This is a genomic window from Arcanobacterium ihumii, from assembly GCF_900604515.1.
Classification (GTDB): domain Bacteria; phylum Actinomycetota; class Actinomycetes; order Actinomycetales; family Actinomycetaceae; genus Arcanobacterium_A; species Arcanobacterium_A ihumii.
On sequence record NZ_UWOS01000001.1, the window covers coordinates 64,378 to 84,308 of the forward strand.

At 48.4% G+C, this 19,931-nt stretch carries 21 protein-coding genes, 1 tRNA gene and 2 riboswitches; of the genes, 10 read left to right on the top strand and 12 right to left on the bottom strand.

The features are described from left to right. Positions 1-4 precede the first annotated feature (4 nt). On the bottom strand, positions 5-772 hold the full coding sequence (locus EIH22_RS00275) for an HAD-IIB family hydrolase (RefSeq protein ID WP_124053806.1): 768 nt from the start codon (positions 770-772) through the stop codon (positions 5-7). A 101-nt stretch (positions 773-873) separates the two neighbouring features. Here EIH22_RS00275 and EIH22_RS00280 point away from each other — a divergent pair, with 101 nt between their 5' ends. The 3 genes from EIH22_RS00280 to EIH22_RS00290 all read left to right on the top strand — a co-directional run bounded on the left by EIH22_RS00280 (position 874) and on the right by EIH22_RS00290 (position 3,749). After that, a complete protein-coding gene (locus tag EIH22_RS00280) occupies positions 874-2,241 on the top strand; it encodes an AI-2E family transporter (protein WP_124053808.1) in 1,368 nt (455 codons plus the stop codon). A 41-nt stretch (positions 2,242-2,282) separates the two neighbouring features. Next, positions 2,283-2,990, top strand: a complete 708-nt coding sequence (gene deoD / locus EIH22_RS00285; RefSeq protein WP_124053810.1) for a purine-nucleoside phosphorylase — start codon at positions 2,283-2,285, stop codon at positions 2,988-2,990. A gap of 90 nt (positions 2,991-3,080) precedes the next feature. Further along, positions 3,081-3,749 (top strand): metal-dependent transcriptional regulator, encoded by a 669-nt coding sequence (locus EIH22_RS00290; protein ID WP_124053812.1) that lies wholly within the window; start codon positions 3,081-3,083, stop codon positions 3,747-3,749. A 14-nt stretch (positions 3,750-3,763) separates the two neighbouring features. Here the strand turns inward: EIH22_RS00290 and EIH22_RS00295 are convergent, their stop codons facing one another. Continuing rightward, positions 3,764-3,955, bottom strand: coding sequence for a hypothetical protein (locus EIH22_RS00295; protein WP_124053814.1), 192 nt, complete (start codon positions 3,953-3,955; stop codon positions 3,764-3,766). Positions 3,956-4,095: 140 nt separating this feature from the next. Then, positions 4,096-4,181: riboswitch (SAM riboswitch) on the top strand. Between the two features lie 5 nt (positions 4,182-4,186). Here EIH22_RS00295 and EIH22_RS00300 point away from each other — a divergent pair. The 3 genes from EIH22_RS00300 to EIH22_RS00310 all read left to right on the top strand — a co-directional run bounded on the left by EIH22_RS00300 (position 4,187) and on the right by EIH22_RS00310 (position 6,867). After that, positions 4,187-5,176 carry a methionine ABC transporter ATP-binding protein gene (locus EIH22_RS00300; RefSeq protein ID WP_124053816.1) on the top strand — a complete coding sequence of 330 codons (990 nt, stop codon included), beginning with the start codon at positions 4,187-4,189 and terminating at the stop codon, positions 5,174-5,176. After that, positions 5,173-5,907 carry a methionine ABC transporter permease gene (locus EIH22_RS00305; RefSeq protein ID WP_235001706.1) on the top strand — a complete coding sequence of 245 codons (735 nt, stop codon included), beginning with the start codon at positions 5,173-5,175 and terminating at the stop codon, positions 5,905-5,907. The genes EIH22_RS00300 and EIH22_RS00305 overlap by 4 nt, the downstream gene beginning before the upstream one ends. 129 nt (positions 5,908-6,036) lie before the next feature. Next, positions 6,037-6,867, top strand: a complete 831-nt coding sequence (locus EIH22_RS00310; RefSeq protein ID WP_124053817.1) for a MetQ/NlpA family ABC transporter substrate-binding protein — start codon at positions 6,037-6,039, stop codon at positions 6,865-6,867. Positions 6,868-7,012: 145 nt separating this feature from the next. On the opposite strand, the gene EIH22_RS00315 is transcribed toward EIH22_RS00310, so the two are convergent. The 6 genes from EIH22_RS00315 to dhaK all read right to left on the bottom strand — a co-directional run bounded on the left by EIH22_RS00315 (position 7,013) and on the right by dhaK (position 13,194). Beyond that, positions 7,013-7,621, bottom strand: coding sequence for a TetR/AcrR family transcriptional regulator (locus EIH22_RS00315; protein WP_124053818.1), 609 nt, complete (start codon positions 7,619-7,621; stop codon positions 7,013-7,015). Between the two features lie 24 nt (positions 7,622-7,645). After that, on the bottom strand, positions 7,646-10,003 hold the full coding sequence (locus EIH22_RS00320) for a YhgE/Pip domain-containing protein (protein WP_124053819.1): 2,358 nt from the start codon (positions 10,001-10,003) through the stop codon (positions 7,646-7,648). Next, positions 10,003-10,701, bottom strand: a complete 699-nt coding sequence (locus EIH22_RS00325) for an ATP-binding cassette domain-containing protein (protein ID WP_160148985.1) — start codon at positions 10,699-10,701, stop codon at positions 10,003-10,005. The genes EIH22_RS00320 and EIH22_RS00325 overlap by 1 nt, the downstream gene beginning before the upstream one ends. A 170-nt stretch (positions 10,702-10,871) precedes the next feature. After that, positions 10,872-11,591, bottom strand: a complete 720-nt coding sequence (dhaM, locus tag EIH22_RS00330) for a dihydroxyacetone kinase phosphoryl donor subunit DhaM (protein ID WP_124053826.1) — start codon at positions 11,589-11,591, stop codon at positions 10,872-10,874. After that, the gene (gene dhaL / locus EIH22_RS00335; RefSeq protein WP_235001707.1) at positions 11,588-12,196 is read right to left on the bottom strand and encodes a dihydroxyacetone kinase subunit DhaL; all 609 of its coding nucleotides are present in this window, start codon (positions 12,194-12,196) and stop codon (positions 11,588-11,590) included. Before dhaL ends, dhaM begins: the two co-directional genes overlap by 4 nt. A 2-nt stretch (positions 12,197-12,198) precedes the next feature. Beyond that, complete coding sequence (dhaK, locus tag EIH22_RS00340) at positions 12,199-13,194, bottom strand: dihydroxyacetone kinase subunit DhaK (protein ID WP_124053828.1); 996 nt, start codon at positions 13,192-13,194, stop codon at positions 12,199-12,201. 337 nt (positions 13,195-13,531) lie between these two features. Here dhaK and EIH22_RS00345 point away from each other — a divergent pair, with 337 nt between their 5' ends. Then, the gene (locus EIH22_RS00345; protein ID WP_124053830.1) at positions 13,532-14,254 is read left to right on the top strand and encodes a CDP-alcohol phosphatidyltransferase family protein; all 723 of its coding nucleotides are present in this window, start codon (positions 13,532-13,534) and stop codon (positions 14,252-14,254) included. Here the strand turns inward: EIH22_RS00345 and EIH22_RS00350 are convergent. Continuing rightward, positions 14,205-15,152, bottom strand: coding sequence for a hypothetical protein (locus EIH22_RS00350; RefSeq protein ID WP_124053832.1), 948 nt, complete (start codon positions 15,150-15,152; stop codon positions 14,205-14,207). The genes EIH22_RS00345 and EIH22_RS00350 overlap by 50 nt on opposite strands. Positions 15,153-15,251: 99 nt before the next feature. Beyond that, positions 15,252-15,346: riboswitch (TPP riboswitch) on the top strand. On the opposite strand from EIH22_RS00350, the gene thiM reads away from it, so the two are divergent. The 3 genes from thiM to EIH22_RS00365 all read left to right on the top strand — a co-directional run bounded on the left by thiM (position 15,334) and on the right by EIH22_RS00365 (position 18,466). After that, entirely contained in the window at positions 15,334-16,155 is an 822-nt protein-coding gene (gene thiM / locus EIH22_RS00355; protein WP_235001708.1) for a hydroxyethylthiazole kinase, read from the top strand. (Overlaps the previous riboswitch by 13 nt.) Positions 16,156-16,157: 2 nt before the next feature. Further along, positions 16,158-16,877, top strand: a complete 720-nt coding sequence (thiE, locus tag EIH22_RS00360) for a thiamine phosphate synthase (RefSeq protein ID WP_124053834.1) — start codon at positions 16,158-16,160, stop codon at positions 16,875-16,877. Continuing rightward, positions 16,874-18,466, top strand: a complete 1,593-nt coding sequence (locus EIH22_RS00365) for a bifunctional hydroxymethylpyrimidine kinase/phosphomethylpyrimidine kinase (protein ID WP_124053836.1) — start codon at positions 16,874-16,876, stop codon at positions 18,464-18,466. The genes thiE and EIH22_RS00365 overlap by 4 nt, the downstream gene beginning before the upstream one ends. A 69-nt stretch (positions 18,467-18,535) precedes the next feature. Here the strand turns inward: EIH22_RS00365 and EIH22_RS00370 are convergent. The 3 genes from EIH22_RS00370 to rsfS all read right to left on the bottom strand — a co-directional run bounded on the left by EIH22_RS00370 (position 18,536) and on the right by rsfS (position 19,916). Beyond that, positions 18,536-18,608 (bottom strand) — tRNA-Ala (locus tag EIH22_RS00370). A gap of 152 nt (positions 18,609-18,760) precedes the next feature. Next, positions 18,761-19,408, bottom strand: coding sequence for a histidine phosphatase family protein (locus EIH22_RS00375; RefSeq protein ID WP_124053838.1), 648 nt, complete (start codon positions 19,406-19,408; stop codon positions 18,761-18,763). A 73-nt stretch (positions 19,409-19,481) separates the two neighbouring features. Beyond that, positions 19,482-19,916, bottom strand: a complete 435-nt coding sequence (gene rsfS, locus EIH22_RS00380; RefSeq protein WP_124053839.1) for a ribosome silencing factor — start codon at positions 19,914-19,916, stop codon at positions 19,482-19,484. Between the last annotated feature and the right edge of the window lie 15 nt (positions 19,917-19,931).

The window sequence follows — 19,931 nt, forward strand, 5'->3', positions numbered from 1 at the left end:
AAATTCACGATGAAATCGTGTTTTGTTCGCGAATAAACTCTGCAATGAAGTCCGCTGTGTCCTCCCAGCCTTCAACAGCGTGGGCATCTATACCGAGTTTCAACACGGGATAATCGTTTCCACCTTCGTCTAAACGATCACCGACGAAAAGCATCTCTTCAATTGGAATTCCTGTTTGTTTAGACAGCTCATTGATTCCATAGGCTTTATCAACGCCTCGCAAGGTAATATCAACCGAAGTCGATCCCCCACCTCGCACCTCAAGTTCCGGTAGCAAGGGAGCGACGGCGGATCGAAGCTTTTCTTTTTTCTCACCGGTCGGGTCCCATGCTTTTTTCGCCTCCAATGGGGCTTCTTGCCCAAGTGCGGAAAAAGTGATTTGAGATCCTCGATCTTCGAGGATCTCTCCCCAGGTTTTTTGTTCCCATAACCCGAGCGCCTTGGCCTGTGATTCTAGGGCGTTAAGAGCTCGCTGACGTTCCTCGGAACTCAAATCACGGACGTAAACGTGTTGCCATTGATCATCGATAAACCGCAAATATCGAGTTCCACAGGTGGGCATTAAATGAAGCCGTCGGCATTGTGCCGTTGATGCCTCTAGGTTGCTAAGCAATTGTTTGTCGAACTGTTCAAAATTGCCACCCGAAATTACACAAACCTCAGTTACATCGAGGAGGGATCTCAGTTCAGTTGCCATTCGCTGTGGTAGTGGAGACTTTGAAGGAGCCAAAGTATCGTCCAAATCAAAGGCTACGAGCTGATATTTCTTCATCTTCCAAAACTTTCTTGTATAATCATGACCTCGAAGGTGCATAGGTAACCATTCGAAGTTTAGGATGTTACTGATATTATTTTCCACCATTTGAGGACGACATGGAAAAAAGAACCAAATCGAAACGACGCCACCTATTCTCTTTCCTAAATTCCTCTAGCGAAGGCGCGCAAGCGGAACTCGAAGTAATCACCGCTCCAGACGACATTCCTGAAGTCCCCGGCTCGCTCACGACAGTCCCTGCAGGTGATCGCCGTGTAACTGCGGAAGTGCGCACTGCAGCGGCATGGTCGTGGAGAATCCTCGTTGTAGGTGCCGCAGTTGCAGCAACCGGTTGGATTCTTCTAACGTTCTCCACTCTTATCATTTCACTTCTTGTGTCTTTGCTTCTAGCCGTCATCGCTGAACCGGTGTCAACTTGGTTGAAGAAACGCCTCCATTTTCCGCCCGCAGCAGCTGCAGCTTTGACCGTATTCGTACTCTTCCTCATTATCGTTGGACTATTAACCGGATCAGGTACCGGAATTTACCAAGGCTTTTCTGATTTAGGAAGCAATCTCCAATCCGGCATCGGGTCAATTGTGGAGTGGTTGAACACCACGTTCCCGAATTCTGAACAGCAAATTTCCGATGCATGGTCTTCTGCCCAAAACGCATTGAAAGAAAACTCCAATCAGATCATTGGCGGAGTGATGACGCTTGGGTCTTCCATCACTGAGTTCCTCACCGGTGCGGTGCTTGTCCTGTTCACGCTCTTCTTCTTCCTTAAAGACGGTCGTGAAATCTGGCAGTGGTTTGTACGTCTCCTCCCTGTTCCCTATCGCACCAATGCGAACGAAGCGGGGATTCGTGCCTGGGTTACTTTCGGGAATTACACTCGTACTCAAGCAATCGTCGCCTTCGTAGACGCACTCGGAATCGCAACCACAGCCATATTGCTTAGCACCCCTCTCTCCCTTGCTTTCCCCATCGGTGCACTCGTCTTCCTCGGCGCATTCGTACCGATCGTTGGCGCATTTATTTCCGGCGCGGTAGCAGTCGTCGTAGTGCTTGTAAACACCGGTTCTATCTGGATGGCAGTCATCATGTTTGGTGGGGTTCTGCTGGTTCAACAAATTGAAGGGAATATTCTTCAACCGATTTTGCAGGGTAATGCCCTTAATATGCACGCGTTAGCCGTAGTATTTGTGGTTGCTGCTGGCTCTGCAATGGCAGGTATTGTAGGCGCACTATTCTCCGTGCCTATTGCAGCAGCGCTCAACACAGTCATCCTTTACCTCAAAGGTCACGACACCTTCCCATACCTTGATCGTCAATATGACCGACCAGGAGGTCCGCCTCTGGAGTTTGAGCATTACACCAAGAAATTTTGGGAACACTTCGATAATGACATCGCCCAACAACTCACGCCAAAAGAACGTCGAGCTAAAAAGCGTGGAAAATTACCCAAAGACGTAGCTTCGAAGTAATCTAGAAAGACGAATCATTTCTGATTTATAAGGGGAATAAAATGGCTACACCTCATATTGGTGCAGAAAAGGGAGATTTTGCTCCCGCAGTACTCATGCCAGGCGACCCACGTCGCGCTGAGCGAATGGCAAATCAGCTGATGAAAGACGCGAAACTCGTCACCGATGTTCGCGGAATTCTTGGCTTCACAGGAACCGTGAACGGCAAGCCATTGTCGATCATGGCTTCTGGAATGGGTCAACCATCGTTGGCAATCTATGTTAATGAATTATTTATGCACTACGACGTCGAGCGCATTATTCGCGTTGGCACCTGTGGTGGTCTTTCACCACGCGTTAAGGTTGGAGACGTCGTCATCGCAAACGGTGCACATTATGAAGGTGTTCTCAATACGTTCATTGCACCAAATATTCACTATTCAGCAGTTGCCGACTACCAACTGGTCCGCGCCGCTGCTGATGCAGCTGTAGGTGATGACCACGTCGTTGTGGCACCTGTGGTTTCGCGGGACCGTTTTTACGGTGTCGATATGGAAGACAACAAGAGACTGGCCGATGTAGGCACCATGGGTGTCGAAATGGAAGCTGGAGCGCTCTACGGAATCGCTGCTCAGTACGGCAAGCAAGCTCTTGCAGTGCTAACAGTTTCAGACCATCTCTTCGATAATTCAGCAGATATGACTGCTGAAGAGCGCGAAAACAACTTCCAACGAGCATTGAAGCTCGCAATTGCCGCCGCACATTGCTAAAGATAAACAATTGAACATGTACCTTTGTTCGAGGCAGATTTCAAAGATCAGAGATCTGCCTCGAACACAAGGATTAAGGACACCGAGTCGATGAACCTCTCCGCAAGTCATGAGGACTATCTCAAGACAATCTGGATGATTTCCCAGCGCAATTCTGGGCAAGTTGCACCAAAAGATATTGCTCACAGACTCGGATTAAGCCCTTCAACTGTTTCTGAGGGGATTAAACGACTCGTTGCGATGGAGCTAGTGCTCCATGACCGTTATGGCGATGTGGCTTTGACCAAACAAGGTGAAAAAATCGGTATCGAGATGGTTCGTAAACATCGTTTAATCGAGACTTTCTTGGTCGAAGAACTCGGATATTCATGGGAAGATGTCCACTCCGAAGCTGAGTCCCTTGAACACGCAGTTTCCGATTATTTTATTAACCGAATCGACGAGAAACTAGAGTTTCCGTCCTTCGATCCGCACGGCGATCCTATCCCACGTCCAGATGGGACCACACAACGCGTTGCTACAATGCCTCTTTCCCAGCAGACACCCGGTTCACTCGTCGAAATCGCAAGAGTTGCGGATGACGACGCAGAGTTGCTCTCCTATGTTTCTGACCTTGGGCTAGTACTCGGTTCCACGTTAGAAGTAGTCTCCGTTGCCCCAACTTTGGGTTTGATGAGCGTCGAAGTGCAAGGATCGGCCTTACAACTTCCTTTCACCGTTGCCGACCAGCTCTGGGTTAAACAAGCACAACCCCAATAACTGATAGATTACATTCACTTAGTTCGCCAGCTTCGGGGAATAACGAGTACCACGCCATTGGGGAATTGACTTCTTCCAAATTCAAGGGTCGGAAACGGTGCTATGATCGTTTTCACAGCCCGCTTCTCAACCTCGCTTTCGCGTTCATTTTTCGCATGATTAATTTTCTTTTCCATAAAACTATTTTCGCCTATCATTCCTGCCAAAAATGCTTTCCTCCAGGTAAAGAGCCACTTTTAAAACAACGCTCCACGTATAACTGGAATACTAGGGTCATCAGTTCCCATCAATTGACATATGTAAATATCGACTTGCAAAACAGTTCCTAAGCATGGGAAAGTTAAAGTGTTCATCCAGAGCAGCAGAGAGACTCGGCTCGACGAAGCTGCAGCAACCCGTTGAGACGGGTGCTAATGCCGAGATCGATGGGAGTAATCATGATCGATCTTCAAGACGTAACCAAAGTCTACCCGCGTAAGGGGCAAGATTCCGTCGTCGCTTTAGATCATTTATCACTTTCAATTCCTGCTCGTTCTATCCACGGGATCGTCGGGGAATCAGGCGCAGGTAAGTCCACGTTAATTCGCTGCCTCACGGCGCTGGAACGTCCAACATCAGGAATCATCGAAGTTGACGGCCAAGACCTCACAACCCTTCCTGAAAGTGCATTGCGCAAGGCACGCCGAAACATTGGTATGGTATTCCAAGGTGCAAACCTCCTAGATTCCCTCACTGCCGGAGCAAATGTTGCTTATCCGTTGAAGCTAGCAGGTGTTCCCACTGCTGAACGCAAACAACGAGTGAAGGAACTCTTCGAACTCGTCGGTTTGTCCGGACGCGAAAGCTCATACCCTTCACAGCTCTCCGGTGGCCAACGTCAGCGAGTCGGGATTGCACGAGCAATCGCAGATGCTCCCGCTGTTCTTTTAGCGGACGAGCCTACGTCAGCTCTCGATATGGAGACCACCGATCAAATCCTTGACCTCTTAAAGAGTGTTCGCGATCGAACCGGTGTTACCGTCGTCGTTATTACGCATGAAATGTCCGTGGTACGGAAGATTTGCGACTCGGTTACACTTCTTGATTCAGGAAAAGTCCTCGAATCCGCTAGTCTCTCCGATGCAGTATCACAACCTGATTCTGCATTGAGTTTGAAACTGGTTCCGCTTCCAACGGTAGATGCGTCATCAATTGGCGGGCAGAGCATCATCGATGTTTTCTTTACTGCACATCCAGGCGAGCCAGCAGGATCGAAGGTAATCGGCCTAGCCTCTCAGCTCGGTGCGGATATCGCTGCAGGTCTCTTCGAAACAGTTGGATCCACCCAGGTTTCACGACTCGCTTTAACCATGCCACACACTAAGGTCCCAGTAGCTCTGCAAGCTTTCGCTGACCACAACATCTATTCGAAGGTGCGTGTAGCGTGAACGACGTTTTTCAAATTGCGTTAACTTCTCCCCATAGCATTTTCACAGAAGCTGGAAATAGCTGGTTCAATAATCCAGCAATTCAACAGATGCTTGTACCTGCCACATTCGAAAGTCTCTTAATGATCTTCGTGGCAACCTTCTTCACCGTTGTACTAGGACTACCACTCGGCGTCATTCTTGCCGAAACTCGTAAAGGTGGCCTGATCCAAAGCACAGTGGCAAACAAGGTTTTAGGAACAATCATCAACCTCGGTCGCGCGATTCCATTCATTATCTTGGCAATCGTCGTCCTGTTTGCTATTCGTGCCCTGCGCTTACCTTGGCTTACCGCCATCGGATGGCAAGCATTCACAATCGCGTTAGTAGTATCGGCTATTCCATATTTCGCACGTATGGTTGAATCAAACGTCCTTGCAGTTGAGATAGGAAAAGTTGAGGCTGCCCAAATGATGGGTGCATCTCGCATATCTATTATGTGGGGCGTGCTTGTGCGCGAGTCGCTTCCGTCAATTATTCAGTCAATCACGATCCTGACGATCACGATTATTGGGTACTCTGCAATGGCGTCTGCCGTCGGTGGCGGTGGACTTGGAGCCCTCGCAATTAACTATGGCTACCAGCGCTACCAGTTCGACGTAATTGTTATCGTCGTCGTCGTAATTCTTATCCTCGTCCAGATCATCCAAATGATCGGTGACATGCTAAGCCGGTTAGTGGACCACCGCTAAGGAACCGCTAACCGGGACTCAGTAAAGAGCTTACCGAGTACCTCTGTATCAGATCAAAGCCCTTTACCTCGTTTTAAGTTAAATTATTAATCACTTTTATTGGTGAACCATATCCATCAAAGGAAGACCATGCGAAATTTCAAAAAGATCATTGCAGTATCTGCAGTAGCTACGCTTTCACTGGCCGCTTGCTCCTCGTCCGGATCGAACGATTCAGACGGAAAGAACGCCGACGGCGTCGTCACACTTACTGTGGGAGCCTCGCCCGTTCCACACGCAGATATCCTTCGTTTTGTTGACGAAAAGCTCGCTAAGGATGCTGGTATCGATCTAGAAATCAAGGAATACACCGATTATGTGCAACCAAACGTAGCTCTTGATGCTCAAGAACTTGATGCAAACTTCTTCCAGCATCTTCCATACCTTGAGTCTGAAGTAAAGGAGAAGGGATTTAAGTTTGAGCATGGAAAAGGCGTCCACATTGAGCCTTACGCCTTATTCTCAAAAAAGTACAAGAAACTTGAAGATATCCCTACAGGCGGACGTATCCTCGTTAACAATGACCCTTCGAACCAAGCACGCGCACTTTTGCTTCTTGAGCAACAAGGACTGATTAAGCTCAAGAACACGAAGAATCCTACTCTTCTCGATATCGAGAGTAGCCCTAAGAACCTCAAGGTTGTTGAATCCGAAGCTCCAGCAATTCCGGTTCAGCTTCCTGACGCGGATGCCGCCGTTATCAATGGAAACTTTGCGCTTGAAGCGGGTCTAGTACCGTCCAAAGACGCTCTAGCAGTCGAATCTGGTGAGAACAACCCATACGCTAACCTCCTCGCATGGAACAGGGATTCAAAGAAGGTTGAAGCTATCCAAAAACTTGACAAACTTTTGCATTCCCCAGAGGTTGCAAGTTTTATCAAGGATAAGTACCCGAATGGTGAAATCATTCCTGCTTTCTGATCTTTGAACTCGAGCCTTTTGTAGCTTCATCGAAGTAATGGGAATCCTGCAAAAACAGTGGTGTGGGTGAGCTTAGAAATCCCAAGCTCACCCACACCACTTTGTTTTCCGGGTAAGTCTAGTCTTTAATCAATCTAAACCGCGATTAATCTTGATCGCGCCCAACTATTACTACTGCCCTGATGGATGCCGCTATTTCTTCCAATGGGCGTTCCTTAGAATGAATTCGCCAAGCTAATCCGGCCATGAGCGTCGCGCCAAGTACGCTATTGGCTGCAATCGATGGATCAAGTGTAGGATCTACTTCGTTCCGCTTTTGCCCTTCAATAAGAGCTTCTTCAATTAGAAGTGAAATATTACGGTGCCACTTGCGCGTTGTATCATACCAAGATCGATCAGTACGGAAGAATTCGGAAGCTAGTAGTTTCGCCGTCTTCTCACGATCTCGGATAGCACCTAGCATCTCAGTGATCATTGCAGAAATGGCCTTCCAACCATACAAATCGCCGATCGCTGCGGCTAGGTGGTCACGCATATCCTCAAGGTAGTAGCTCAGGAGGGCATCTACTAAACCTGACTTGGAGCCAAAGTTATAGTAGATGCTCCCCTTCGCTACTTTGGCAGTAGCAGCAATGTCGTCGACGGAAGTCGCAGACACACTTTTCTCTGCGAACAGACCTAGAGCAGCTTCAAAAACCGCTTCACGCGTATCTCCACGCCGTGCCGTTCTACCGTCAATGTGCTTCATTGCCATTGCTCTACCTTCCTCAAAAACTAATTAAAGTGACAATGCCGGGTGAAGCGAATTCACATTCCACACCCGCTTGCGTGCCGTTGCTGCAATGCTAATTGCAACCGAAGCGATTGTAATGACCAATAGAACCACAACCGCGAATCCTAGACGCGCTTCCACTCCACCAGTAATTGTTTCACGTAATCCTTCAACTGCATAAGTCATCGGCATCCACGGATGGAGAACTTGGAAGAATTTCGGAGTTACGTCCGCTGGATAGGTTCCGCCAGCCGATGCCAGCTGAACCATCAAGAACACGATTGCGATCAATTTACCTGGCGCCGCACCGAACACGGCTTGGATTGCGTGCTGGATAGTCATGAAGGCTGCACCAACGAGTAGCGTGAAACCGATGGTTCCCCATGTATGTGTGTAGTCAACGCCAACTGCCCAGTGCATGACTCCTAACATGATCAAAACCTGACCGGTAAGAAGCGCCAAAGCAGGCTGCAAAATCGATGCTACGATTCTCCAGCTACGTGCTGAAGTGAGCATTAGCCGCGTAGGTAGTGGGCGAAGGAGCAACCACGTGATCAGCGAACCAACCCAGAGAGCAAGGGACATGAAGAACGGAGCAAAACCCTCTCCCCACGACTCAGCCGGGTTCTCGTTTTCATTAGCAAGCGTTATAGGATGTGAAATCGCCTTAGATTGGACCTTCACCATTTCTTGAGAGGAGGATGGTAGCTTATCCGCTCCTTCGCCAAGCTTCTGCGCCAGTTCATGTGCCCCATCAGATGCCTGCTGGGAACCATCAGCGAGTTTATTAGCACCATCTACAAGCTTCCCAGCACCGTCAGCTAGTTGGTTTGAGCCATCGGCAAGCTGACCAGTCGCATCTCCAGCCTTATGAGCGCCCACGCTGAGCTGTTCGAGCCCAGAGCTCAGCTTCGTTGAACCTTGGCTGAGTTGATTAGCACCCGTCGAGAGTTCATTGAGCTTCGAGGCCAAAGTTTGAGCACCGCTTGCCAGTGGCGTCAAACCAGAGCTCAGAGAACCTGCTCCCGCATCGATCTTTGTAACTGCGCTTACGAGGTTCTCGTTCGTCGTAGAATTGGTTCCCGCATAGAGCTGGTCAATTCCAGGAACGAGTTTATTCTTCACACCAGCGTCGATAGCTGCTAATGAAGGGGCAAGTCCTGGGGTTTGTGCAGTACCATTCAATCCATCGGATACTTGTTTAGCGCCCGCTGCAGTTTGTGCAATAGACTCACGGAGTTTCGTGGCAGCAATCTGCTGTTTCAACGGATCTCCGCTTTCGAGCATGGTAATCAAGGTATCGAGAGGTGCGCCTTGTACGGCTGCAACCCCATCGGATAGCTGTTTTGCTCCACTTGCAAGCTGTTGAGCGCCAGTTGTAGCTTTGTCAAGACTTGGCTGGAGTCCGGGGTTGGCTGGGTCGTTTGGATCTCCATGTACTCCACTATAGAGCTGCGCAACACCTCCAGCTAGAGTCTTTACGTTTCCAAGCAACTGGGTAGTTCCATTATGCAAAGTATTCGCTCCGGCTTGAGCCTGGGTGGCCCCACCAGAGAGTTTTTGTGCACCAGCCGACAACTGAGTTGCACCGGTCGCAAGTTGCCCTGATCCAGAGGTCAAAGCGATACTTCCGTTATGAGCTTGGTCAATTCCATCCTGAAGCTTGAGTGCTCCTTGTGCCAACAGACCTATCCCTGACGACAATCTTCCTGCACCGTCGTTCAGTTTATTGGCTCCGTTTGCAAGCTCTGTATTTCCCGATTTCAGCTGATCGATTCCCCCACCGAGCTGGCTGGCACCGTCGTGAGCTTTTGCCAGACCATCGTGAGCATCCGACAGGCCTGTCAGCATCTTTTCAGAAATCTCCTGGTTTACCGTTGAAGAAACACGGGTTCGAAGCTCTTTCATGGCATTTTGCCCGAGAATCGATCCAAGGAAAGAGTTCGCATCGTTATAGGTAACGTCAATATTTGCTTCTTGTGGCATTTGAGTACCCAGAGAAATAATATTCGCCGAAAAATCCTTGGGAATCTTCAACATGAAATAGTATTTTCCACTTTCGATTCCGCGGGTTGCCTCTTGGGCATTCGTAACCGTAATGTCAAGTGGCTGTTCGTCCACAAGTTTTTTGACGACGTCATCACCAAAATGAGCCGTCTCACCATCTGTTGTGGTTGCTGACGTATCTTCATTAACGACGGCGATGGGAAGATCACGAAGACGTTCCGTTGGATCCCAAAACGCCCATACGTACATTGCGCCATAGAGCAAAGGAATTAGCAAAATAGCAACAATAGCCGCTCGCGTAAGCGGTAGCCGAAGGAAACGCTTGAGTTCGGTTCCATGTGTGTTCCAAGCAAACATTAACGTTCCTCACGTGAGTTGTTCAAAATAATAACATTGTGCGACGAGCCTAAAGGAAGATTAAGAACATCTTCGCTGGTTGCCGAGGCGATCACAGTAACCCCTTGATCCGTAAGCCTGTTTAATACCTCAACCAAAACTTTACGATCATAGTTTTCGTGCAAAGAATCGAGGTCATCAAGTGCAAGAATTTTAGGCTCAGAAATAAGTGAAAGTGCAATCCTGACTAGAAGGTTGTCTAACTCATTAAGTTCATAAACAAGATCCTTAGCATGAGGAATCTCGCGGTCTCCAAATACAGGAGCAAGATAACGCGCAACATCATCGTCGTGAATCCTAGGAATGTGGGTCCACGCGCGTGATTGCAACGATAACCGCTCGCGCAAGGTCGCACCGATAGTAACTTGTTCATCGAGTTCGTCTAAGTCTTGAATTCCCACGATCTCCGATTGCTCACGAACATGGCGTAGCCCCTTAGGAAGGTGATAGCCAAGTACGGTTAAGGAGGAATTCGAAGACAGCTTCAAACGTCCAGTCAGAGCGAGGAGTAAGGAGGTACGGCCAGAGCCACCATGTCCGAGCAACAGTGTTAAAGTGCCCGGGTAGATGGTGAAGTCCAGCGGTTCGATGACTGCGCCACGCGGTCCATTTAATGCCACCGATTTCGCTTCAATCACCGGATCATGTTGTGCATCCATTGTTATTCTCCACGTCCACATATGTTTTTATACTGACTAGTCAGTTTTATATTATTCGCGAGGTGAACGCAAGTTTTTGTTAGGTAAGAAACACAAACAAAAGTGTTGATGGATGCACACTATTGCACCCATCAACACTTTTATTGAGATTCAATTATTCGCTTTTAAGGTTATTCGCCCATTCCTTCACGGACAAATGCCACTATTGCATCGAGAGCTTCTGTATCCTGCGCGCCAGTGGCCCTGATATGGAGAACATCTCCCAGCCCTGCACCGAGAGACATAAGATCCATCATCGAATCTGCCTCCACTGGTCCTCTCTCCTCGGAAGAGATTTCCACTCGCGCATCAAATTCGGAAACGAGTTGAGCAAGTCGGCCCGCCGGGCGCGCATGGAGACCAACATCGTTGACGATTTCGACATCCGCTTCGCAAGCCGACGACGATCCTTCTTCTAGCGAAGAAACACCCTCAACAGAAACTCCAGCTTCGTCCTCTCCTAAAGCTTGGCGTTTAGCGTTCAAGCTATTTTCAGCTAGATGAATGACCTGGTCCATGCTGTTGCCAGTAGCTGCAGCTACAACTCCTGCCGTAATTCCCTCAACGAAAGGTGCAGAACAAATGTGCGCATCGCTTTCGAGCAAATCGATCGCAGTTTGAGCGCTCATCACTGCAGATCCCATATCGACGAAGATAACAACACCGTCTCCAGAATCGACCTCATCGATAGACGTCATGATTTGAGTGGCATCTGTGCCGAAACTACCGTCATCTAAACCGGCGGCAATTGAGATTTTCGGCGGATTTGCATGCACCATGATATTGGCAAGGTCCACAGCCGCTTGTGCAAGCTTCCTCGAATGAGAAACTACAACGATTCCAACGCTCATGAAACGGCTCCTGCAAGAGCTTCAAACAGCATGGTTGCCGACGTCGCTCCCGGATCTTGGTGTCCGATAGAACGTTCACCCAGGTAAGATGCACGCCCTTTCTTCGCCAACATGGGAGTAGTTGCGTCGCGCCCAGCTGCGGCTGCGTCAAAAGCAGCTTGTGCGCCAGATGCCACGTCACCGGCTGCTTCGAGCGTTTCGATCGCTGGCGTGATGGCATCAACCATCGTTTTCTCACCGAGTTCTGCTTTTCCTCGAGCAACGAGGCCATCAAGTCCTGCTCGCAGAGCGTGGATGAAGACTTCGTCAGCTACCTCGGTTTGTGCACCTAATTCCTTCGCTGCTTTAAGGAAGAACGTTCCATAGAGAGGTCCTGATGTTCCGCCAACTTTGGAGAGCATGGTCATTCCCAGTCCTTTGAGTTGAGCCTCAAGATTAGAGGCATCGGCTAAAACAGGAACCGCCGCATTCATTCCTCGAGCCATATTTCCACCATGGTCGGCATCGCCGATCGGAGAATCAAGCTCGGTAAGCATGGCTGCGTTTTCTTGAATCAGATCTCCAAAACGACCAATCCATGCTGTAACAAATTCAGTTGTAATCACGATTACTCTCCCCACCGCATTCCTGCGGTAACTACTGGTGCGTCGAAGTACTTCACCATTTCGTTATCTGCCTTGAGAATGGTAACTGAACATCCAGCCATCTCCAGTGAAGTGATGTAGTTACCCACAAGATTACGGGAAATCTTCACACCAGCCTCATCAAGTAACGCCTTCACTTCTGCGAAAACGATGTAGAGCTCGAGTAGCGGAGTTCCGCCCATTCCATTAACAAGCACAATCGTATCGGAGTTAGTAAAATCCAGATCTGCCAAAATTGGTTCAACTAACTGGCGTGCAATATCTTTTGCATCGGTGAATGACTCACGATGGCGTCCTGGCTCACCGTGAATCCCAATGCCGATCTCCATCTCGTTTTCTGGTAAATCAAAGGTTGGTTTTCCAGCAGCAGGAACGGTACACGATGTCAACGCCATTCCCATTGAGCGAACATTGTCTGCTACCCGCTGCGCAAGCTCAGTTACTTCGTCTAGACCCAGACCAGCTTCAGCCGCACCACCTACGATTTTTTCAAGTAGAACCGTACCGCCCACGCCACGACGGCCTGCGGTATACAAAGAATCCTGCACTGCGACGTCGTCTGCAACAACTACCGTACGCACTTCGATACCTGTGTCTGCAGCAAGTTCAGCGGCCATTTCGAAATTGATGATATCGCCCGTGTAGTTCTTTACGATGTGGAGCACTCCTGCACCGCCGTCTACCTCAGTCGTTGCAGCTAGCATCTGATCTGGAGTTGGTGAGGTGAAAACTTCGCCAGCGCATGCCGCATCAAGCATACCTTTGCCAACATACCCGCCGTGAAGAGGCTCATGTCCAGAACCTCCACCAGAAATGATCGCAACCTTTCCCGCGTCTTTCTTGACAGAGCGAAGCACAACGCGGTTTTCGTGATCGACTCGTACATTCGAGTCCGAAGCTTCGATGCCACGTAGGGCATCTGCAACCACAGTTTCGGGAGAATTGATCAATTTCTTCATGGCGAACTCCTTTGTTTAGAAGAAATGTTTTGTATCATATTCGGTATGTACAGTAGCTTTCTAAAGATCAAGGTTCAATAATCCCAGCACCGTCAGTACCGGAGAGTTACCGTTCTTGTATCTCCAGAATGCCTGAAGTTTATAACATTTTCTAGACTAAAATATAACTATCTCTTAAACATCCGTGTGACCACAATAATCCACACTATACGCTTTGCTTTTATTACTTTAGGCGCGCATCTTGCTAAGCTTAGCAAGCAATAAATTGGGTATCCAGAGCGCACATTTTCGTTCACTATCCAATCAACTCTCCATCATAGATAATCAGGGAGTACACATGCCCGACCAGGCTCCTTCTACCTCTTTCCAACGCCTCATCGCATGGGGAGTCCATTCTTTCACGCTCTCCGGGCTGGTATTTGCTTGCCTTGCAACTCTTTCGCTTATCGATCGAGAGATTGAGTGGATGTGGTTCTGGCTCGGAATCGCCATGGTTATCGATGCCCTTGACGGGACACTTGCACGCAAAGCTCGTGTAAAGGAATTCGTCGATTGGTTTGACGGTGGAATCGTCGACATCGCGATTGATTACTTGACATGGACATTCATCCCCGCAGTGTTTATGTACTTGTATCTACCACTTGGCCCGAAACCGCTAGCAATGGCATTGATGATTCTGATCGTAGTTTCATCTATGTTCTGCTATGCCAACAAACAGTGGAAATCAACCGATTTTTACTTCGTCGGCTTCCCCGCTGCATGGAATATTGTGGCAGTTATCTTCTATGTCTTGGAAACAGGTTGGCTATTTAATGCTTCTGTAACCATTATTCTTGCAATTCTTACCTTGGTTCCAACCCATTACACGCATCCATTCCGCGTCAAGAAACTCATGGCATTTAACATCACTGCCATTACTATTTGGATTATGTCCGTTGCAACAATGGTTGCAATATATCCACAAAAGCCAGTTTGGTTGCTTGTGCTGTTCTGGGCCAGCGGTGCTTGGTTTATGCTGACCGGTATCCTGCGAACAATTCTTGGGCAAGATCCACGCTGACAACTGAACTAACCGTACGATCTCTACCCCACCGATAGATTTCGATGAGAATCGCCGTCACGATGAATCCGATGACGATTGCATTTACTATCGGTGGGTAGTGTTTACCATTTGCCCAGAAGTAAATATATGGTGCAATAAAAGTACCTAGCGCAACGATAAGCCCGATCAGACGCCGTAGCCACGTGCGGCCGGCAAACATTTCGATTAGTGCCCACGTATATGGAACTGCTGTGAAGACGTCCATTGACCATAACACCCAGACGTTGCCATGAAAATGAGGTACGAAGACGACGGGGAGCGCCCGTAAGCTTGAATAAACAAAGACCACCAAGTAGGCAATGAACTTCGGAGAGTGGAACATTCTAAAGAAAAGTGTGCGTTCTACAATCGACACTTCGTGCTTCTTGAGCAAGATGAAGTTCTCTGATGCAATTTTCCTTGAGTCAATTCCCTCAAGATGGTCGCACACCCAGTCATTGCGGTTCTGTTTTTCCAACAAGGATCTAAGAAACTTAGTAGGGCTAACGACCACTGGCACTAGAGTCTGCGAATGCGGGAAGCGATGTTGAAGATAACCTGGGGTGGCGAATTTCTTTCCGGCAATACGCACCACGTCCTCCCCCATGGTTACTTTCAAGCGGTCCACATTATTTGAGTCAACGACGGCCACCCAAAGCAAAATGCGACGAGATATAGCATATTTTAGCTCTTGACCAATCGCCATGCCGGCCGAATTATCCAGATCGTCAACTTCATTAAGAATGTCCATTTCCATTACCTGAGAAGAATTCAATGAACCGATTCTATCGGCTCCTGATTCAGCGATGATTACCTCAGGATTAAAGCTCACCTGCGATAATAGGGGGACATCAGCGATCGAATAAAGCGTAAACATTTAACTAGATTGCCATATTTTAATCTGCACAACAATGAGGCGCGTCTCGTCAAAACAGTGGGATTCCTTAACAAATTGATTCAATTGCGTTATCGTTGAGAGAAAGACACGGGGTGCTCCGCTACGGAGCTGAGAATATACCCGCAAACCTGATCTCGATAATGCGAGCGGAGGAATCGTCGTGGCTACGTCTGCCTATTTAACATCTGATTTTATTATTAGCACAACCGTGAATTTATGGACTGAACTTAAGCATTCTCGGCCCCTCATTCAGTGTATTACCAACACAGTGGTTCAAAATCTCACAGCCAATGTTCTACTAGCTGCTGGCGCATCGCCCGCAATGATTGATACCCCTTGGGAAGCGAGCATATTCATCGAATACGCAGATGCATTATTAATCAATCTTGGCACTCTTGAAAATACCCAACAGTTAGCAATTCCCCAGGCTACACAGAACGCTCAAAGAAATAATAAACCATGGGTTCTGGACCCTGTTGGTATTGGAGTTTTGCCAGTTAGAACGCGATTAGCCAAAGAGTTACTTGCTTACCAACCAAGCGTAATCCGAGCAAATGCTTCCGAGATCATCGCCTTAGGTGGTGGCGAACCAATTGGAGCAGGTATTGACGCTCGCGAATCCGTCCTTGCTGCTCAGGCATTTGCTGAAGAGCTCGCAAGCAAACACAATACAGTGGTAGCCGTTTCTGGCGCCGTTGATTATATTACCGACGGAGATCGTTTAATTACCTGTAACAATGGTGATTCGATCCAGAGTTTTGTGACGGGATCTGGATGTTCACTCGGCGCCCTTATCGCTGCATTTACTTCGCTTTCCGACGACGCCCTCCTTGCTACCGCCGCCGCGCATATTTGTTTTGGTCTAGCTGCGCAACGAGCATCAAATCAAGTACGTGGACCTGGAACTTTCTCTCCCACATTTATTGATGAGCTTTATTTGCTCGACCAAAAAGCTATTCGTTCTGGAGCAAAGGTTCAATAGATATGATCGGTACTCCAGAAGGTATTTATTTCGTTACCGATCCGGAGCTAACCCACCAGTACCACCCGTTGACAGTTAACGCTCAGAAGTCTTCACTTGCAGGACCATTTGCATTAATTGAAGAAACGGCATCTTTCTGCAAGAAAGTGGTAAATGGTGGAGTATCCATTATTCAACTTCGGTGGAAAAACTGCGATTCACAGTTCTTTTTAGCCTTAGCTGGCGCTGTATCTGAAATCGTTCACGATGAAATCACATTGATTATTAATGATCGCATTGACGTTTTCTTAGCCGCACGAGCAAAAGGAATAAAGGTCGATGGCGTTCACATCGGTCAAACCGACCTTGATCCATACGTAACCCGAAAGCTCGTCGGTTCTAAAGCAATCATCGGTCTTTCGGCATCATCCCCTAGTGAAATTCAAGCTTGTACGGAACTGAAAGGTGTAATCGACTACGTGGGCATCGGCGTCGTACGAAATACAACAACAAAACCCGATGCTCCACCGCCGCTTGGAATTTCAGGAATTGCTAGTATCGCCAGCCGGTTACCGATACCGGTTACAGCAATCGGTGGAATAACTGAGTCGGACATATCCAGCATTGCTCAAACGTCAATCCATAATGCCGCGATCATTTCAGACATCATTCGCGCACGGAATCCCGAGCTCAAAACCGCCTTTATGGCAAATACTTGGAAGAATATACGAGGTTTATCATGACTATTCCCAGAGTAGTTTCGATCGCCGGAACCGATCCCACCGGAGGGGCCGGAGCACAAGCTGATATTAAGTCGATCCAAGCAGCAGGTGGTTTTGCACTTTCAGCCCTTACTGCTTTAGTTTCGCAAAATACACGTGGGGTGACGTCGATTTTCTATCCACCGGCTGGTGTTTTAGCAGACCAATTGGAAGCAATTTCAAGCGATGTGGATATCGATGCAGTCAAAATTGGGATGCTCGGTCGATGTGATTACATTTCAACTGTTCGTACGTGGTTAATGGAGGTAAAACCACCCATCGTCGTGCTAGATCCGGTCATGGTTGCAACCTCAGGTGGCGTCCTTCTCGAAAACGATGCAATTAATGCGTTACGTGAACTACTCCCCTTAGCCACAGTTCTCACCCCAAATATCCCTGAATTAGAGATCCTTTGTGGGCACGAAAAAGGGACGATCGTTTCTTCTGAAGGTGCTGTAACAGCCGCACAGACTCTTGCTACGACGACGGGCGCGAAAGTAATTGTTAAAGCTGGACACCTTCATGAGACCAAGATTGAGAATTACATCGTCTCGAGTGAGGGAATAATTTCACAAGCACGCAGTATACGGTTCAATACCGCGTGCACCCATGGGACTGGATGTTCGATGTCAAGCGCATTGGCAACGAGGTTAGCAGGAGGTGATTCTTATGGGAAGGCACTTTCCTGGGTCACAAAATGGCTGGAAGAATCGATTAGATATGCGCCGAGCCTTCACGTTGGCCATGGTTCAGGACCAATTGATCATTCACATCAAATGCGCAGGTTAGAGTGTTCCGCCCAGGTGAAAACATGGATTAATCGCGCTAGCTTAAATAACGATCTATCAAAATATGAAGTAGAATTCGTAAACGCCTCTTGTCCCGACACGATAGACCTCTGTGATCACGTTCCACCACAAGGTAAATGGACGAAGTTACTATGGCAATTGGCAACTCCGGCACTAGAGGAAACTTGGGAGCTACCTTTTCTGGCTGATCTACGATCCGGAAACCTTGATCCATGGGAATTTACCGTTTATCAAAGGCAAGATGCACTGTATCTTGATGGTTACGCTCGGGCTTTGAGCCTGCTGGCAGTGGTCGCCACAGATCCTCAAGAGTCGGTTTTCTGGTCAACTTCAAGTTCCAACGCAATTTTGGTTGAACAAGAGCTACATCGCGAATGGTTAGCCAGCCATAGCGACGATGAGTTTTCCGAGGCGACCCAGCTTGATCCTTCTACTGTTTCCACCGGCTATATCAACCATTTACTCAGTGTGTGTGCAACTGAAGACTACTGCGTAGGAATCGCTGCGGTATTGCCCTGTTTCTGGATCTATGCCGAACTCGGTGAAAGGCTGTCCGAATACAACTTCCCTGACCACCCATATAAACGCTGGCTAGATACCTACCATGATCCAGGTTTTATAGAGGCTACTAGCCAGGTGATTAAGTATTTGGAATTGGCAATGGAAAATTCTGGATCGAAGACTCGCGAGAGGGCAACCACGGCTTTTCTAACATCGTGTATCTGGGAAAAGGAATTCTTCGACCAAAGTTCCAGGTTTTAGCACAGGCTGCCATCTTGCTGGGGTAAACTTCAGGGTTCGCAACGAATTATCGTTGCGAACCCTTTAACGTGGAGCATAGGGGATTCGAACCCCTGACCTCTTCCATGCCATGGAAGCGCGCTACCAACTGCGCCAATGCCCCTTAGACTCGTTTAATATTACTCAGCGCTCGCCTAATTTGCCAATTTCGTACTGACAAGATTGGGGTGAATCAGCTCACTTGGTTACCAAAAGTCCACTACAAGACCGCGAGAAGCACGTCTTTATCCAAGCATTATCAGCCGAAGTACCGAGCTATCGCCACACGTTTTCCAATTCATCGCTAGCAACATTGACCACATTGTAGGTGGTCAATCTCCACTGCGGATTCGATCCCTTGCGTGGCTTTAGCACCGCCCAACGGCAATTATCCAAACCCTGGATCCCAGCCCACTCCGATGGGTTCATTCCCAAGAGAGACATTATACCGTTAACGATTGAACCACCGTGGGCTACAAAAACAAGCGTCTCGCCGTCGTCGGCATTATTAACAGCGTTTTCAACAAAGTCGCGCACCCGAATGCCACAGTGCTCGCGAGTTTCTACTCCCACTCCCTCAGGCTCGTTGCCGGTACGCCATTGAAGCCACTCATCTGGCCACTGCGCTTTGATCTCATCAGAAGTTTGACCTTCCCACACTCCGTAGCAACGCTCACGAAGTTGCGGTGTCACGAATGGTTCGATGCCGATCAGATCGACTAGGAACTGAGCGGTTTCTTGAGCTCTGCCGAGGTCAGAAACAAAGATCTTATTTGGGTTTAACTTCGCCAGTTCCGGTGCAATAGCTTTGGCTTGAGAACGTCCCTTTTCGTTGAGGGGAATATCAGAAGAACCTTGAATTCGCCCTTGCAGATTGAGATCTGTTTGCCCGTGACGCCAAAAAACTATCTGTTGAACAGCCAACTTCCATCCTTAACCTTGTGGATTAGCTATACCTGAAATGAGTCGATGAGGCTAAGCGCCTCAACTCAGAAAATCAGTCGGTACCCAAATCAGAGAAGTCGAAGTACTCAGCCATTGATGATTCTTTGTACTCAGGATCAGCGATGACGTCGTCCGGAAGAGTAATTTCTGGGCAGTCTCCCCAAAGCTTCTCTAGCACGTAATATTCACGATCCTCATCTTGCTGAACATGCACCATAAGGTCACCAAAATCTAACAGAACCCAATGTGCTTCGCCGTCGAGACCTTCGCGACGCAAGCGCTTATGCCCAGCCTTTTCGACGGCTTCTTCCACGGCGTCAACGATGGAACGAACCTGACGTTCAGACGATCCTGATACCACCAAGAATGCGTCGGTCAAAACCAAACGCTCTGAAACGTCGATCGCGGTGATCGAGGTTGCTTTTAGCTCGCCAGCAGCGCGTGCTGCGGTAATTGCCATATCGATAGAAGTCTGAGATGCGCTCACAATAACCTTTCGTTG